Here is a 17,016-nt window from a genome sequence, read left to right on the forward strand (position 1 = left end):
GAGTCTAGTAGGAGAAAATCCACATCATGGATAACTCACTTCTCACCAATCGGCCGAACGGGCTGTAGCCCTTTCACGTTCGCGAAGCCCGTAGCGGCCACTGGCGAACATCCATCACCGGATTCTTTGCTATCCCACGACTAGCCATACACTGATAGTGTTACCGCCAGGCACGAGATTGGTTGCACAGGGTTCCCCATAGCAAAGCCCGTACCAGACCGCTCGCTAAAGCGATTCAGCGACAGGTCAATAGCAAAACTTTCAACCTTGCGACATCTTCTTAACTGATCAACCGATTGCGCACTCGAACCTCGCACACAATGAGAGCGCACGCACAACAATGGAGCAGACATGACCGAGCCCCTGATTCTTCAACCCGTCAAGCCCGCAGATGCCTGCGTAATCTGGCTGCATGGGCTGGGTGCCGACCGCTACGATTTTTTGCCGGTAGCTGAAGCGCTACAGGAAAACCTGCTCACTACCCGTTTCGTTTTGCCCCAGGCTCCGACCCGCGCCGTCACCATTAATGGTGGCTACGAGATGCCAAGCTGGTACGACATATTGGCCATGAGCCCGGCACGCGCCATCAGCCGCGAGCAGTTGGAGGAGTCCGCGCAACGGGTCGTGAATTTGATTGAAGTGCAGAAGGCCGGCGGAATAGACGCCTCGCGGATCTTTCTCGCCGGCTTTTCCCAGGGCGGCGCCGTGGTTTTGCACACAGCCTTCCTGAAATGGCAGGGACCGTTGGGCGGTGTACTTGCGCTCTCGACTTATGCCCCGACATTCAGCGATGAACTGGAGCTTTCCGCCAGCCAGCAGCGCATTCCCGTGTTGTCGTTGCATGGTCAGTATGATGACGTCGTGCAAAACTCCATGGGCCGGACCGCCTACGAGTATTTAAAGCAGCATGGTGTCACCGTGACATGGCAGGAATACCCAATGGGCCACGAAGTGTTACCCGAAGAAATTCGCGACATCGGCGTCTGGCTCGCCGAGCGTTTGCGCTAAAAGCTACCCTTTGATCCATCGCACTACGCCGCGCCCGATTCTTGCATTACACTGGCCGGCGTACATTCCTTAACCAATTGATGAGATGACCGTGCTCAAAGCACTCAAGAAAATGTTCGGTAAAAGCGAGGCTGAGCAGCTCGCGCCAGGCTCCAGCGCTCCTTCTCATACCCCCAGCCACCGTACCGACGGTAATCAGCCTGGCCGGACCGCAACCGTAGCGGCACCGAAACACGAGCCGGTGACCACACCGACCGCCCCCTCTGCTCCGGCCATTGCCTCTGAACAGCCGCGCAGCGAAGCCCCGAAACCGGCAAAACCACGCCGCGAACCGAAGCCAAAGGCGCCGGTCATCCCCTGGAAACTCGAAGACTTCGTCGTCGAACCCCAGGAAGGCAAAACCCGCTTCCACGATTTCAAACTCGCCCCCGAACTGATGCACGCCATTCAGGACCTGGGCTTTCCTTATTGCACGCCGATCCAGGCACAGGTGCTTGGCTTCACCCTCGCGGGCAAAGACGCCATCGGTCGCGCCCAGACCGGTACCGGCAAAACCGCCGCGTTCCTGATTTCGATCATCACGCAGCTGCTGCAAACCCCGCCACCCAAAGAACGCTACATGGGTGAACCGCGAGCATTGATCATCGCCCCGACCCGGGAACTGGTGGTGCAAATCGCCAAGGACGCGGCCGACCTGACCAAGTACACCGGCCTCAACGTCATGACGTTTGTCGGCGGCATGGACTTCGACAAGCAGCTCAAGCACCTCGAAGCCCGTCACTGCGACATCCTCGTGGCCACTCCGGGCCGCTTGCTCGACTTCAACCAGCGCGGCGACGTGCACCTGGACATGGTCGAAGTCATGGTGCTGGACGAAGCCGACCGGATGCTCGACATGGGTTTCATCCCGCAGGTGCGTCAGATCATTCGCCAGACTCCACCGAAGAACGAGCGTCAGACGCTGCTGTTCTCCGCGACCTTCACCGACGACGTGATGAACCTGGCCAAGCAATGGACCACCGACCCGTCGATCGTCGAGATCGAAGCGCAGAACGTGGCCAGCGAAAACGTCGAGCAACACATCTACGCAGTGGCCGGCGCCGACAAGTACAAACTGCTCTATAACCTGGTCAACGATAACGGCTGGGAACGGGTGATGGTCTTCGCCAACCGCAAGGACGAAGTGCGGCGCATCGAAGAACGCCTGGTGCGCGATGGCGTCAACGCCGCGCAACTGTCCGGCGATGTGCCGCAGCACAAGCGTATCAAGACCCTGGAAGGTTTCCGCGAAGGCAAGATCCGGGTTTTGGTCGCCACCGACGTGGCCGGTCGCGGCATTCACATCGACGGCATCAGCCACGTGATCAACTTCACCCTGCCGGAAGTCCCGGACGACTACGTGCACCGCATCGGTCGTACTGGCCGTGCCGGCGCCGATGGTGTGTCCATCAGCTTTGCCGGTGAAGACGACTCCTACCAGCTACCGTCCATCGAGGCGCTGCTGGGTCGCAAGATCAGTTGTGAAACGCCACCGACGCATCTGCTGCGGGCGGTTGAGCGCAAGCGCCCATAACAAAGGTCGCAGAATAAAAGGCGCAGCCGGAGACGGACTGCGCTTTTTTTTCGTCCGGTTTTTTCAACAGGAGCTTGCTCGAGACAACTAAAAGTCCATAATGGACAAATTAGTTTACTTTCAGCACCCGGAGTCGACCATGCCCAGCACGCCTTACGTGATCACCCAACCCCAGGCCCGCGAACTGTTGGCGCAAGTCGACGTGCCGCAGATCCTGCGCAAGCTGTTCCGCGACCTGGCCGCCGGGCAAGCCGTGCAACCGGCCCAGCAGTTGGTGGAATTCCCGAAAGGTGCCGGGGACTTCATCAACTACCTGGGCGTGCTGGCCGAAGACGGCGTGTATGGCGTCAAGACATCGCCCTACATCGTGCGTGAGCAAGGCCCATTGGTGACCGCCTGGACGCTGTTGATGTCGATGCAGACCGGCCAGCCGCTGCTGCTCTGCGATGCCGGTGAACTGACCACCGCACGCACCGCGGCGACGACGGCGGTGGCGGTCGATGCCCTCGCACCGCTGAAGGCCCAACGCCTGGCGATCATCGGCAGCGGCAAAGTGGCCCAGGCGCACCTGCACTATGTGAAGAACCTGCGAGACTGGCAAAGCATCAGCCTGTATTCACCGAGCTTGCGCGGCAAGAACGCCGAAACGCTGGCGCAACTCGAAAGCCTCGATCCACGGCTGACCCTCGCCGACAGTTGCGACAACGCGATACAAGACGCTGACGTAATCATGCTTTGCACTTCGTCCGCCGGACCGGTGATCGACCCGTCTATTCTGAGCAAACCGGCGCTGATCACGTCCATCAGCACCAATGCTCCGCGTGCCCATGAAGTACCGCCGCAGAGCCTCAATGACATGCAGGTATTCTGCGACTATCGCCAGACCACCCCGGGCTCGGCCGGCGAAATGCTGATCGCCGGTGAACAGCATGGCTGGGACAAGCGCTCGATAGTCGGCGACCTGCCCGACTTGCTCAGCGAAAAAGTGCAGCGCCCGGACTACGACCGACCTGTGTTTTTCCGCTCCATCGGCCTGGGCCTGGAAGACATCGCACTGGCCAATGCCATTTACCGCCTACTGGGCTAACACCCGCTCCCACAGGGATCCCCAACAATTTCGGCATTTACGCCCCATCAGGAGACGTTCATGAGCCAGGCAGATTTCATCATTATCGGCGGCGGGATTGCCGGTGCTTCCACCGGTTTCTGGCTGTCGCAGCACGGACGGGTGATTGTGCTCGAGCGCGAATCCCATCCGGCCTATCACTCCACCGGACGCTCGGCGGCGCTCTACACCGCCGCCTACGGCACGCCCCAGGTTCGGGCATTGACCCTGGCCAGCCGCGATTTCTTCGATGCACCACCGCCCGGTTTCTGCGAACACCCGCTGCTGACCCCGCGCGGTGAGATGACCGTCGACTTCACGGGCGATCCGGCCGAGCTGAACAATCAATACCTGAGCGCCAAAGCCACCGTGCCGCAGATGCAACTGCTCAGCGCCGACGAAGCCTGTGCGCGTCTGCCGATCCTGCGTCGGGAAAAAGTCCATGGCGCGATCTACGACCCAACCGCCAGCGACATCGATACCGATGCCCTGCACCAAGGCTATCTGCGCGGTATCCGGCGCAATAAAGGCGAGGTGCATACCGACAGTGAAGTGCTGAGCCTGGCCCGGGATACCGAAGGGCTATGGCAGGTTCAAACCGCCACTCAGACCTTCAGCGCCCCGATCATCATCAACGCCGCCGGCGCCTGGGCCGACAAGGTTGGCGAGCTGGCCGGCGCACAGCCTCTGGGCCTGCAACCCAAGCGCCGGGCAGCCTTTATCTTCGCCGGCCCCGAGGGCCTGGATAGCCATGACTGGCCAATGCTGGTCAGTCTCGATGAATCGTTCTACATGAAACCCGACGCCGGCATGTTCCTCGGCTCACCGGCCAACGCCGACCCGGTGGAGCCACACGACGTGCAGCCCGAAGAACTGGACATCGCCATGGGCATCTACCAGATCGAAGAGGCCACCACCCTGACCATCCGCCGCCCGACCCGCACCTGGGCCGGCTTGCGCAGTTTCGTGCACGACGGGGATTTGCTGTCCGGCTTCGATCAACACGTATCGGGCCTGTTCTGGGTGGCGGGACAAGGCGGCTACGGCATCCAGACGTCACCGGCCATGGGCCAGGCCAGTGCTGCACTGGTACGCGGCGAAGCCTTGCCCGAACAGCTCACCCGTTTCGGTCTGGACGCCGCGATGCTCTCCCCCGCCCGCCTGGGTTGATCCTGATCCTCAGGTGACGTGCCCACACGATTGCGGCAAACTTCCAGTGCCCCTTTTTAAAGGGGCACTGACGCTGGCCTGGAGCTCCACTGTATGAACGCACCTGAAAAAAACTCGGCCCTGGACAATGTGTCCATGGACAACTTCCGCGCGATTGCCGATGCCATCGCCACGTTGTTCTTCCCTCACGCCGAGGTGGTGCTGCACGACCTGCGCACACAAAAGGTCGACTACATCGCCAACAACCTGTCCAAACGGGAAATTGGAGACGACTCGTCGCTGGAGGACATGCTCAGCGAAGAGGTCAGTGAACGAAACATCGGGCCGTACGAAAAGCTCAACTGGGACGGCCAGAAGATTCGCAGCCTCAGCAGCGTGCTGCGCGACAGCGAAGGGCAACCGCTGGCAGTGCTGTGCATCAATCTGAATATCTCGTTGTTCGAGAACGCGAAGGCGGCGCTGGATTTGTTCCTGTCGCCGACCAAGCTGATTCCGCAACCGGACTCACTGTTTCGCGATGACTGGCAGGAACGGATCAACACTTTTCTGCATGCCTGGCTGCGCGAGCGCCAGTTGAGCCTTAATGTGCTGACCCGCGACCACAAACGCGAACTGGTGCTGGCGCTGCACGCCGAAGGCGCCTTCAAAGGCAAAAGCGCCTCCAACTACGTGGCCAATGTGCTGAACATGGGCCGGGCGACGGTGTACAAGCATTTGAAGGAATTGAAGGGCTGAAAATCAAAAGATCGCAGGCTGCGCCAGCTCCTACAGAGAAATGTGGTCCTCTTTAGGAGCTGCCGAAGGCTGCGATCTTTTTCCGATCAATCGCCGTAGATGTCGGACTTGAAGTACTTCTCCGAAATCTTCTGGTATTCGCCACTGGCGCGAATGCCGTCGATGGCCGCGTTCAGTTCACTGACCAACTCGGTGTTGCCCTTGCGCACGGCAATCCCGGCGCCCTCACCCACGTATTTCGGATCCTTGAGTTCCGGCCCGACAAAGGCGTAACCCTTGCCACGCGGCATCGACAGGAAGTCATTCAATGGAATGGTGTCGGCAAAAATGGCATCGAGGCGACCTGCCGCCAGGTCCATGTAGATTTCTTCGTTGTTGCCGTAACGCTTGACGTTGATGCCCTTCGGTTCGAAAACCTCGGTGGCGTAACGGTCGGTAGTGGTTGCGCGTTGAACGCCGACTGTCTTGCCCTTGAGGCTGGCGTACTGGTCATCGACCGCCGCGCCTTCCTTCATCACCAGTCGCGATGAGGTGAAGTAGTACTTGTGGGTGAAATCCACCGACTTCTTACGGTCTTCATTGATGGTCATGGACGACAGCGCCATGTCGATTTTCTTCACTTTGAGGGAAGGAATCAGACCGTCGAATTCGCCTTCGACCCATACACACTTGACCTTCATCTGCGCGCACAGGGCGTTGCCGATGTCGTAGTCGAAACCGACAATTTCACCTTTGTCGGTTTTCGATGCGAACGGCGGATAGGCCGCTTCAATACCGATGCGCAGGCTTTTCTCGGCAGCGAACACGCTACTGCACGCCAACAGGCTCAGGGCCAGACCGGTGATGAGGGGGAATTTCTTCATGTTCGTTCTCTCGCGGGTTGTTGTTGGTTTGGCAAGACAGAAGAAAAAGCTGAAACAGGGAACGCCTTTTTTGTACTTATAAATCCATACTGGACTTTTATGTATTACCCGTCAATCGGGCGCATACAGATCTTCCAGCCTCTGGTCGGGAGGGGAATCAGTGGATTTTTGGGTGATGCAGAAGGCCTCTTCGCGGACAAGTCGGACCGCGAAGGCGTATTCGAAAGCACTGGAGGAATTACTGCTTCCAGCGATCCGCCGCCGCATGATCGCTGTCGCGCCCTTCAACCCAGCGCGCGCCATCACTGGTGTTTTCTTTCTTCCAGAATGGCGCGCGGGTTTTCAGGTAGTCCATGACAAAGGCGCAGGCATCGAACGCTGCCTGACGGTGGGCGCTGGCGGCACCGACGAAGACGATCGGCTCGCCCGGCTCCAGTGCGCCGATGCGATGCAGCACTTCCAGCTTCAACAGCGGCCAGCGCTGCTCGGCCTCCGCGGCAATCTTGCCCAGGGCTTTTTCGGTCATGCCCGGGTAGTGCTCCAGAAACATCCCGGCGACGTCGAGGCCGTCATTGAAGTCGCGTACATAGCCGACAAAACTCACCACCGCACCGACGCCCACATTGGCCGCGTGCATGGCGTTGACCTCAGCGCCCGGGTCGAACGGCGTGGGCTGCACACGAATCGCCATGGCTCAGCCCCCGGTCACGGTTGGAAAGAAAGCCACTTCATCGCCATCGCCGACCGGTTCATCGAGCTGGCAGAGGTCTTCATTGCGGGCGCACATCAGGTTCTGCTCGCTCAACACTTCGGCGCCTTCACGTTGGGCCAGCAGTGCACGCACATCGTCAACCGTGGCGAAATCACCTTCAACCTTCACTGAATCCACGCCGAGCGCCTCACGGTAACGGGCAAAAAACTTCACGGTCACGTTCATGGCTGCTCCGCCTGAAAATGGCCGCTCTTGCCGCCGAGTTTTTCCAGCAGCCGCACGCTCTCGATGGTCATGCCGCGGTCCACGGCCTTGCACATGTCATAGATGGTCAACGCCGCGACACTGGCGGCGGTCAGCGCTTCCATCTCGACACCGGTCTGCCCGGACAACTTGCAGCGCGCCACGATGCGCACGGTGTCGTCGCCTTCGGCACTGAGTTCGACCTTGACACCGGTGAGCATCAACGGATGGCACAGAGGAATCAGATCGCTGGTTTTCTTCGCCGCCTGGATGCCGGCGATCCGCGCCACGGCGAACACATCACCCTTGGGATGACCGCCGCTGACGATCAACTGCAGGGTTTCGGGCAGCATGCGCACCAGCGCTTGGGCCGTCGCTTCGCGGAACGTCACGGCTTTTTCGGTGACGTCGACCATATGGGCGCGACCTTGGGAATCGAGATGAGTCAGCACAGCGTTACTCCTGATCAGGAGCATCGATTGTAAACCTGCGGGTCAATTTTCCGCACGCACGATTATCCGATCGACATGCCTCGCTCCTACAGAGGAAATGCGGGACACAAAAAACGGGGCGACCCGTGAGGTCGCCCCGTTTTTGTGGTTCAAGGTTACAGATGCGATTCGGCGTATTCGGCCAGAATCGAACGTGGCACCCCTTGCAGGGTGATGTGTACACCGTTGGGGAAGTCTTTGAAGCGTTCGGTCAGGTACGTCAGCCCGGAGCTGGTCGCGGACAGGTAAGGGGTGTCGATTTGCGCCAGGTTGCCCAGGCACACCACTTTGGAACCGGCGCCAGCACGGGTGATGATGGTTTTCATCTGGTGCGGCGTGAGGTTCTGGCATTCATCGATCAGGATCAGACTCTGCTGGAAGCTACGGCCTCGAATGTAGTTGAGGGATTTGAACTGCAACGGCACTTTGCTGAGGATGTAGTCGACGCTGCCATGGGTGTTTTCGTCATCCATGTGCAAGGCTTCGAGGTTGTCGGTGATGGCGCCCAGCCAAGGCTCCATCTTTTCCGCTTCGGTGCCGGGCAGGAAACCGATTTCCTGGTCGAGCCCCTGCACGCTGCGGGTGGCAATGATGCGCCGGTAGCGTTTGCTGACCATGGTCTGCTCGATGGCCGCCGCCAGGGCCAGGATGGTTTTACCGGAACCGGCCGCGCCGGACAGGTTCACCAGATGAATGTCCGGATCGAGCAAGGCGTACAGCGCCAGGCTTTGATAGATGTCACGCGGTTTCAGGCCCCAGGCTTCCTGGTGCAACAGAGGCTCCTGATGCAGGTCGAGGATCAACAATTTGTCGACCTGGATTTCCTTGATCCAGCCGACAAAGCCCTGTTCGTCGATGATGAACTCGTTAACGTGCACGGCAGGCAGGTTGTCGATCAGCTGCACCTGATGCCAGGTGCGACCATGATCCTGCCGGGTTTCGACTTTACTCACCCGGTCCCAGAAGGAGCCGGTCATGTTGTGGTAACCGTTGGGCAGCAACGAAACGTCGTCGACCAGTTGGTCGGTACTGTAGTCCTCGGCCGCGATCCCACAAGCCCGGGCCTTGAGGCGCATGTTGATGTCTTTTGTGACCAGCACCACGGGCAGTTTTGCATCACGCGCGCGCAGGTCGATCAGCTGGTTGATGATGATGTTGTCGTTCAGGTGCTCGGGCAGAATGATGTTCGGCTCGGCACGCTTGCTCATCAGAATTGACAGCAAGCCCTTGGGCCCGCCCTTGCCACGCTGGATCGGAACGCCGAGTTCGACGTCTTCGGGGCTGGCATCGCCCAGGGTCTTGTCGATCAGCCGAATGGCCTGGCGGCATTCCGCTGCAACGCTGTGAGGCCCGCTCTTGAGCTTGTCCAGCTCTTCAAGCACGGTCATCGGGATCGCGACGTGGTGTTCTTCGAAGTTAAGCAGGGCGTTTGGATCGTGAATCAATACGTTGGTATCGAGTACATAAAGGATTGGCTGGTTGGAAGGGCTACGTCCGTGATCATCCATACTCGGTCACCTTTGTGGGAGCCAGTCGACGCAATACCATGACAGTGCTGCGCCTCGAAGTGGCCACCGAAATCACCTGCTCAGACTCAAGTGATTGCAACCCAAACGGAGTCTTGGAAGACGCCACCTGTGTTGCAGGTTTCGGCGGTCTGTCTTCGTAATACTCCAAAACACATGACAGAAAAAAGCACTTTGACGTTTTTTTGAAGTTTATTTTTCAGAATGACCAATAGCACTTGGCGGACTGCCAGCACCCCGCTAAAGTCGGAAGTCCGCCTGCATCGAAATCTCCTCCAAAAACGTCCCTGCCCCAATGTTTACGGGCTTTCCCCGTTTCAGCGAAACGCGTCCTGACAGTTTTCCCAACCGATCCCGCTTGGCGCCGTTTGCGTGATGAGCCAGGGCATCGCGGTTTTCAGCGCGTCCTGCTTCACATTGAAGTTGATCACCCCGTGCCGCCACAGCAGCATCAGGGTCAGCACCCGTTGCGCACTCTGGCTGCCCTTGAGCTTGCCGGCGCCGTCCTGGGCATCGATGTCCCACAGTGCCACCTGCAAACCCTGAGACCTGAAGAAGCCTTCAGCATCGGACCGACGCTGGCCATCGGGCGGACGAAACAGCGGCACGTAATTCTCCGGCAGCTTGCCCTTGACCAGCTCGGCGCTGCGCCGCACCGAGTCCTGCCAGTCTTGCCAGTGGCTGTGGGAACGGAACTCCCAACCCTGCACACCAACGCATTGCTGCGAATAGGTCCCTTGCAGGCTGGTCGCCGAACCTTCAGCCAGACGGGCCTGGATGTCCTTACCGAGGACGAAGAACGTCGCGCTCATGTTCGATTTGCGCAGGTACTCGGTGACCCAGGCAGTGTTATCCGGCACGGCATTGGCAGCGCTGTCGAAAGTCAGCAGGAACAGGCGATCATTCATGGCATCGCCATTGTGCTCATAGTCGCCAAAACGATCGACTTCGCTGCTGGTCTGCGGGAACAGCGCGGCCTTGCGCAATTGCTCGTCCAGATACTGAGCGTGGAACAACCGGCTCGGCTCGGCCCACTTGATGTAGTAGCTGTCGTTGCTGATCTGAAACTTGGCCGCTTGCTCACGCAAGGTATCCATGTCCTCGACGAGGAAACAGAAAGAGGCATCCTGATCGCAACTCTGCTGGGCGAAGTTGTAGTTGCTCAGCAACCGCTGCCACATGCGCTGGCGCAGCTGGTTGACCGACTCCAGATTGACGGTGCGCAGGCCCAGGCGTTGAGCCAGGCTTGCTTCATCGAGCGATTCGCTGGCGAGCAGGACGCGGGCGAACATGAGGATTTCGGCCCGGGAGGCAACGTCGAACAGGGTCGGGTTGCTGAGCCGCTCAGGCCAGGTGCTGCGATCCAGCGTCGCCACATCGCCCGGCGCCGCCTGGGCGACGAAACTCAACAGCGAGGCGAAGAATAGAAAAACGATACGCAATGGGATGTCTCCATAACAAAACCCGCGCGGCACTATAGCCGATAGCGTTCAAATTCCCGCATCTGCGCCGAACTCATTGTGGCGAGGGAGCTTGCTCCCGCTGGGCTGCGAAGCAGACCCAAACCGACAAATACTTTCTCTGGATAAATCCATGCGCCTGTATTGCGACCGCTTCGCGCTCAAGCGGGAGCAAGCTCCCTCGCCACAGGATCGCCTTCTGCCACAAAACCTGGCGACACCACCGATCACCTATGACACCCATAGCTGGAGTCAACACAGACAACCCCCTAGAATCGCCCCCACGATTAAAGGAGCCGACTTCATGCTGATGGTGATTTCCCCCGCCAAGACCCTCGATTACGAAACACCGCCGGCGACCCAGCGCTTCACTCAGCCGCAATACCTCGACCACTCCCAGGAACTGATCCTGCAACTGCGCGACCTGACACCGGCGCAGATCAGCGAGCTGATGCACGTCTCCGATAAGATTGGCGGCCTCAATGCCGCACGTTTCGGCAGCTGGACCCCGGCCTTCACTCCGGAGAATGCCAAGCAGGCGTTGCTGGCATTCAAGGGCGACGTGTACACCGGCCTGAATGCACAAACCTTCAGCGAAGCCGACTTCGATTACGCCCAGCAGCACTTGCGCATGCTCTCCGGCCTGTACGGCCTGCTTCGCCCTCTGGACCTGATGCAGCCCTATCGGCTGGAGATGGGCACCAAGCTGGCCAATGCCCGTGGCAAGGATCTGTATGCCTTCTGGGGCACGCGGATCAGCGAATGGCTGAACGAAGCGCTGGCCGATCAGGGCGACGATGTACTGCTGAACCTGGCCTCCAACGAATACTTCTCGGCGGTCAAACGCAGCGCCTTGAACGCGCGCATCATCAATACCGAGTTCAAGGATTTGAAGAACGGCCAGTACAAAATCATCAGCTTCTACGCGAAAAAGGCCCGCGGGATGATGAGCCGCTTCGTCATCGAAGAACGCATCAATGACCCGGTCGCCCTCAAGCAGTTCGATGTTCAGGGTTATCGCTACAGCAACGAACAGTCTAAACCGGACAATCTGGTATTCCTGCGCGATCACGCACCGGAGTAACCAGACCCGCACTCAATTCGCGCACGACACCAACAACTTCGTCGTGCGCTACCCCTTCGATCCTCGAACAATCCCCGCCCTTTTCGCCGACTTATTGGCGCCAAAAAACAAGCACTCGATTTTCTAACTTTTGTTTCACTCGACTTTGCTGATTTTTTTCAGTAGTGGCACTGAAAATTTTTGTGAGTAGTGGCAAAAAAGTACCCAAGGCAATAATCACCCTATATATAAAGGGCGAAACGGCAAGTGCTATCAATATGAAAGCAGTGCCATCTTTTTCAATATTTCAAGAAATTCCAGAAATCGCGATGGGTGGACTGGAACTATGTCCAAATGCGTCGCTCATACCACCCGTAACGATTCTCTCGGCGAACGTACGAGATAACTTACACAGAGAAGCGGTCCCGATAGCGAAGTTGTCATATTAACTTGAACTTATGGATCACTTGTTTGGGCAACACATGAAGGACAGGAGATAACGCATCATTAATATCCCCTACAAGGCCACGGCTGCGCCCCTATAAACGTGCTCACCCGAGCACCCAACCGCTTGATTTACGGGCTTCTGGCCTGGCATTGAGCGCGCAAGACCTTTGCACGAACGTCCTCTGATTAGAGGGTCGGCTGCATAACAGGGCACGTCATAACAATAAGGCCTGGTTGCGCACTTCTTGAGTGCACTTATTTAGACACTCGGAACTTAGTATGCCTGCACCCGGCATTGTGACGCCTTTAAGGCCGCACTTGCGAGTGCATTATGACCGCTGAACACCATTAACTCCGGCCATGTAATGGCTTGTTGAACACAGTCTTGATTAACTGAGAGGTAAATGCGATGCGCATCAGCATATTTGGTTTGGGTTACGTCGGTGCAGTCTGTGCCGGTTGCCTGTCTGCACGGGGCCATGACGTCGTTGGCGTCGATGTTGCCAAAGACAAGATCGATATGATCAACGCCGGTCGTTCGCCGATCGTTGAACCCGGTCTGGGCGAACTTCTGAAACAGGGCATCGAGACTGGCCGTCTGCGCGGCACGACCAACTTCGCCGAGGCGATTCGCGACACCGACCTGTCGATGATCTGCGTCGGCACGCCGAGCAAAAAGAACGGCGACCTGGAACTGAACTACATCGAGGCCGTGTGCCGCGAAATCGGTTTTGTTCTGCGTGACAAAACCACCCGCCACACCATCGTCGTGCGCAGCACCGTATTGCCGGGCACCGTGGCAAACGTGGTCATCCCGATTCTCGAAGACTGCTCCGGCAAGAAAGCCGGCGTCGACTTCGGTGTTGCCGTGAACCCTGAGTTCCTGCGCGAAAGCACCGCAATCGCCGACTACGACCAGCCGCCAATGACCGTCATCGGCGAGTTCGACAAGGCTTCGGGCGACGTCCTGCAATCGCTGTACGAAGAACTCGACGCACCGATCATCCGCAAGGACATCGCCGTTGCCGAGATGATCAAGTACACCTGCAACGTGTGGCACGCCACCAAGGTGACCTTCGCCAACGAGATCGGCAACATCGCCAAGGCTGTCGGCGTCGATGGTCGTGAAGTGATGGAAGTGGTCTGCCAGGACAAGACACTGAACCTGTCCCAGTACTACATGCGTCCTGGCTTCGCGTTCGGCGGCTCCTGCCTGCCGAAAGATGTGCGCGCCCTGACCTACCGCGCCGGTTCCCTGGACGTCGAAGCACCGCTGCTCAACTCGCTGATGCGCAGTAACGAGTCCCAGGTACAGAACGCGTTCGACATCGTCTCCAGCCACGACAAACGCAAAGTCGCCCTGCTGGGCCTGAGCTTCAAGGCCGGCACCGACGACCTGCGCGAAAGCCCGCTGGTCGATCTGGCGGAAATGCTGATCGGCAAGGGCTACGACCTGAGCATCTACGACAGCAACGTCGAGTACGCCCGTGTCCACGGTGCGAACAAGGATTACATCGAGTCGAAGATCCCTCACGTCTCCTCCTTGCTCAACTCGAACTTCGAGGACGTGATCAACAACTCCGACGTGATCATCCTCGGTAACCGTGACGAGAAATTCCGCGCCCTGGCGCAGGAAGCACCGCACGGCAAGCAAGTGGTCGACCTGGTCGGCTTCATGTCTCAAGCCACCAGCGTCAGCAAGCGCACCGAAGGTATCTGCTGGTAACACGCCTGTAGGAGCTGTCGAGTGAAACGAGGCTGCGATCTTTCCCAGCTCACTTGAATCCCAAGCGAAAGATCAAAAGATCGCAGGCTTCGCCAGCTCCTACAGGGATTCTGGCGTTATCCAAACCGGGTGGCGCCAGTTTTCACAAGCCTGCCTTAACCCAATCGGGCTCCGCCCGAGATCGAGACGGATGCAGATTATGCACAGGCTAAAGCACGGCCTACTTCAGGCCGCCGGTTGGCTGTTTTACCTAAGTTTATTAATGGGCATCGCCCTGGCGTTGCCTCCGTCCACATTCGACTCCGAGTCGAAGGACTTCATCTTCCTGATCGGTATCGTCGGTATCTGGCGCTACTCGATGGGTGCCACGCACTTTTTGCGCGGCATGCTGTTTCTGTACGTGGTCTACCCGCACCTGCGGCGCAAAGTGCGCAAGCTGGGCAAAGAGGCAGACCCGTCCCACGTGTTCCTGATGGTCACCAGCTTCCGTATCGATGCACTGACCACCGCGCAGGTCTACAGCTCGGTGATCCGCGAGGCCATCGACTGCGGCCTGCCGACTACCGTGGTGTGCTCCATCGTCGAAATGTCCGATGAGCTGCTGGTCAAGAGCCTCTGGAAACGCATGAACCCACCGACACGGGTCAAGCTCGACTTCGTGCGCATTCCCGGCACCGGCAAGCGCGATGGCCTGGCCTATGGTTTCCGCGCCATCTCCCGCCACCTGCCGGACGACCGTGCCGTGGTTGCAGTGATCGATGGCGACACCGTGCTGGCCGAAGGCGTCGTGCTCAAGACCGTGCCGTGGTTCCAGCTGTTCGGCAATGTCGGCGGCCTGACCACCAACGAGTTCTGCGAAGTGCGCGGCGGCTACATCATGAGCGAATGGCACAAACTGCGATTCGCCCAGCGCCACATCAACATGTGCTCCATGGCCCTGTCCAAGCGCGTGCTGACCATGACTGGCCGGATGTCGGTGTTCCGCGCCACCGTGGTCACCAACCCGGACTTCATCGCCGACGTGGAAAGCGACTCGCTGCAACACTGGCGCCTGGGCCGCTTCAAGTTCCTGACCGGTGACGACAAGTCGAGCTGGTTCAGCCTGATGCGCCTGGGTTACGACACGTTCTACGTGCCCGACGCCGCGATCCATACCGTGGAACACCCGCCGGAAAAGAGCTTCATCAAGGCCAGTCGCAAACTGATGTTCCGTTGGTACGGCAACAACCTGCGGCAGAACTCCCGCGCCCTGGGCCTGGGGATGAAACGCCTCGGCCTGTTCACGTCAGTGGTGCTGTTCGATCAGCGCGTGTCGATGTGGACGTCCCTGCTGGGCCTGACGGTGGCGCTCATCGCCACCTTCAAGTACGGCACCGCGTTCATCCTGGTTTACCTGCTGTGGATCGGCATCACCCGCCTGATCCTGACCCTGTTGCTGTCCTGTTCCGGTCACCGGATCGGCCCGGCATACCCGGCCATTCTCTATTACAACCAGATCGTCGGCGCGCTGGTGAAGATCTACGTGTTCTTCCGCCTCGATCAACAATCCTGGACTCGCCAGCCCACTTCTCTGACCCGTGATCTCGCCAGCTTTCAACGTTGGTTCAACACCTGGTCGTCTCGGACCATGACCTTCTCCGCCGGCAGCATCTTTGTCGCCGTGCTGCTGATGATGGTCTGACCGAACTCGCCTGAATTAACTAGGAAATCGCCCATATGAATACCGCCGTCAACAGCAACGTAGTGCACGAATCCGAAGCCCAGCGCCAACACGCCCGTGTGAAAATTCCGGCCAAGCTGCGTTTCTTCGGCCCTGACCGGACCCCGGTCGAAGCCCGGGTCATCGACCTTTCCGCCGGCGGCCTGGCGTTCAACGCCGGTCAGTTGCCGCTGAAGGTCGGCGATGTGCACAAGGCCCGCCTGCAATTCGTCATCGACAACCTCGGTCTGGCCATGGACGTGGAGTTGCAGATCCGCTCCGTCGACCGCCAGACCGGCCGCGTAGGTTGCCAGTTCCAGAACCTGGAACCCCGGGACATTTCCACCCTGCGCCACCTGATTACTTCGCACCTGGCCGGTGACATCGTCAGCGTGGGTGAAATGCTCGCAACCCTGCAACGCGACAACTTCACCAAGGCGCGCAAGGTCAAGGACGGCGGTCATGGCATGACCGCGCTCGGCCGTCTGAAAGCGGTGACCTTCAGCGCCGGTATCTTCGTGGTCGGCCTGGTGGCGTTCGGTTTTATCTTCAAATCGGTGTACGGCATGTACTTCGTCAGCCACGCCCAGGCTGGCCTGGTCAGCGTGCAAGGCATGAACATCACCATGCCGCGCGACGGCACCGTGCAGAGCCTGATCAAGGCTGACGGCGTTGCCGCCAAAGGCGCCCCGCTGGCGACCTTCAGCACCAGCATGCTCGACGTACTCAAAGGCCATCTGGACGAAAACCAACTGCAACCGTCCAAGGTTGAAGAGCTCTTCGGCAAGCAAATGACCGGCACCCTGACCTCTCCGTGCGATTGCACCGTGGCCCAGCAACTGGTGGCTAACGGTCAATACGCCAACAAAGGTGACGTGATCTTCCAACTGGTGCCACGCAATACCGAAGCCAACGTTGAAGCACGCTTCTCCTATCGCCAGTTCGGCGACGTGCGCCCAGGCACCACGGTCAGCTTCCAGATCGCCGGCGAAGACCAGACCCGTACCGGCAAGATCGTCAGCAGCACCAGCCTGAAAAGCGAAGACCTGTCATCCGATATCCGCGTGCAGATCAAACCTGACGAGCCGCTGGACAGCGCACTCGCCGGTCGCCCGGCGGAAGTGAACAGCACCCGTGGCCCGAACCTGAACTGGCTGATCAACAAAGCCATGGCCGCCGGTCTTTAAACAGAGGA

At 58.9% G+C, this 17,016-nt stretch carries 15 protein-coding genes; 9 read left to right on the top strand and 6 right to left on the bottom strand.

Going from position 1 to position 17,016, the window contains the following annotated elements:
- Nucleotides 1–351: 351 nt before the first annotated feature.
- From LOY28_RS24500 to LOY28_RS24520, 5 genes are all read left to right on the top strand, one after another.
- Entirely contained in the window at nucleotides 352–1,008 is a 657-nt protein-coding gene (locus LOY28_RS24500) for an alpha/beta hydrolase (RefSeq protein ID WP_018927111.1), read from the top strand.
- An 85-nt stretch (nucleotides 1,009–1,093) separates the two neighbouring features.
- Nucleotides 1,094–2,581: an ATP-dependent RNA helicase RhlB gene (rhlB, locus tag LOY28_RS24505; protein WP_018927112.1), complete on the top strand. Its 1,488-nt coding sequence runs from the start codon at nucleotides 1,094–1,096 to the stop codon at nucleotides 2,579–2,581.
- Between the two features lie 139 nt (nucleotides 2,582–2,720).
- Nucleotides 2,721–3,668: an ornithine cyclodeaminase family protein gene (locus LOY28_RS24510; protein WP_026286496.1), complete on the top strand. Its 948-nt coding sequence runs from the start codon at nucleotides 2,721–2,723 to the stop codon at nucleotides 3,666–3,668.
- 60 nt (nucleotides 3,669–3,728) lie between these two features.
- Complete coding sequence (locus LOY28_RS24515; protein WP_018927114.1) at nucleotides 3,729–4,856, top strand: FAD-binding oxidoreductase; 1,128 nt, start codon at nucleotides 3,729–3,731, stop codon at nucleotides 4,854–4,856.
- A 93-nt stretch (nucleotides 4,857–4,949) separates the two neighbouring features.
- Nucleotides 4,950–5,591, top strand: coding sequence for a transcriptional regulator (locus tag LOY28_RS24520; protein ID WP_018927115.1), 642 nt, complete (start codon nucleotides 4,950–4,952; stop codon nucleotides 5,589–5,591).
- An 86-nt stretch (nucleotides 5,592–5,677) separates the two neighbouring features.
- Here LOY28_RS24520 and LOY28_RS24525 read toward each other — a convergent pair whose 3' ends face one another.
- The 6 genes from LOY28_RS24525 to LOY28_RS24550 form a co-directional block, all read right to left on the bottom strand.
- Nucleotides 5,678–6,454 carry an ABC transporter substrate-binding protein gene (locus LOY28_RS24525; RefSeq protein ID WP_018927116.1) on the bottom strand — a complete coding sequence of 259 codons (777 nt, stop codon included), beginning with the start codon at nucleotides 6,452–6,454 and terminating at the stop codon, nucleotides 5,678–5,680.
- Between the two features lie 238 nt (nucleotides 6,455–6,692).
- Nucleotides 6,693–7,145 (bottom strand): molybdopterin synthase catalytic subunit MoaE, encoded by a 453-nt coding sequence (gene moaE / locus LOY28_RS24530; RefSeq protein WP_018927117.1) that lies wholly within the window; start codon nucleotides 7,143–7,145, stop codon nucleotides 6,693–6,695.
- Nucleotides 7,146–7,148: 3 nt separating this feature from the next.
- Nucleotides 7,149–7,391: a molybdopterin converting factor subunit 1 gene (gene moaD / locus LOY28_RS24535; RefSeq protein ID WP_018927118.1), complete on the bottom strand. Its 243-nt coding sequence runs from the start codon at nucleotides 7,389–7,391 to the stop codon at nucleotides 7,149–7,151.
- Entirely contained in the window at nucleotides 7,388–7,861 is a 474-nt protein-coding gene (gene moaC, locus LOY28_RS24540) for a cyclic pyranopterin monophosphate synthase MoaC (RefSeq protein WP_018927119.1), read from the bottom strand. Before moaC ends, moaD begins: the two co-directional genes overlap by 4 nt.
- Nucleotides 7,862–8,016: 155 nt before the next feature.
- Nucleotides 8,017–9,408: a PhoH family protein gene (locus LOY28_RS24545; RefSeq protein ID WP_018927120.1), complete on the bottom strand. Its 1,392-nt coding sequence runs from the start codon at nucleotides 9,406–9,408 to the stop codon at nucleotides 8,017–8,019.
- 335 nt (nucleotides 9,409–9,743) lie between these two features.
- Complete coding sequence (locus LOY28_RS24550) at nucleotides 9,744–10,868, bottom strand: polysaccharide deacetylase family protein (protein WP_258612664.1); 1,125 nt, start codon at nucleotides 10,866–10,868, stop codon at nucleotides 9,744–9,746.
- Between the two features lie 322 nt (nucleotides 10,869–11,190).
- Between LOY28_RS24550 and yaaA the strand changes: the two genes are divergently transcribed.
- The 4 genes from yaaA to LOY28_RS24570 all read left to right on the top strand — a co-directional run bounded on the left by yaaA (nucleotide 11,191) and on the right by LOY28_RS24570 (nucleotide 17,008).
- On the top strand, nucleotides 11,191–11,970 hold the full coding sequence (yaaA, locus tag LOY28_RS24555) for a peroxide stress protein YaaA (protein ID WP_258612665.1): 780 nt from the start codon (nucleotides 11,191–11,193) through the stop codon (nucleotides 11,968–11,970).
- A gap of 835 nt (nucleotides 11,971–12,805) precedes the next feature.
- On the top strand, nucleotides 12,806–14,122 hold the full coding sequence (locus tag LOY28_RS24560) for a nucleotide sugar dehydrogenase (RefSeq protein ID WP_018927123.1): 1,317 nt from the start codon (nucleotides 12,806–12,808) through the stop codon (nucleotides 14,120–14,122).
- Nucleotides 14,123–14,321: 199 nt separating this feature from the next.
- Complete coding sequence (gene alg8, locus LOY28_RS24565) at nucleotides 14,322–15,803, top strand: mannuronan synthase (RefSeq protein WP_370741111.1); 1,482 nt, start codon at nucleotides 14,322–14,324, stop codon at nucleotides 15,801–15,803.
- Nucleotides 15,804–15,838: 35 nt separating this feature from the next.
- Nucleotides 15,839–17,008, top strand: a complete 1,170-nt coding sequence (locus LOY28_RS24570) for an alginate biosynthesis protein Alg44 (protein ID WP_018927125.1) — start codon at nucleotides 15,839–15,841, stop codon at nucleotides 17,006–17,008.
- Nucleotides 17,009–17,016: the final 8 nt, after the last annotated feature.

This window comes from Pseudomonas sp. B21-017, assembly GCF_024749245.1.
In the GTDB taxonomy this organism is placed as follows: Bacteria; Pseudomonadota; Gammaproteobacteria; order Pseudomonadales; family Pseudomonadaceae; genus Aquipseudomonas.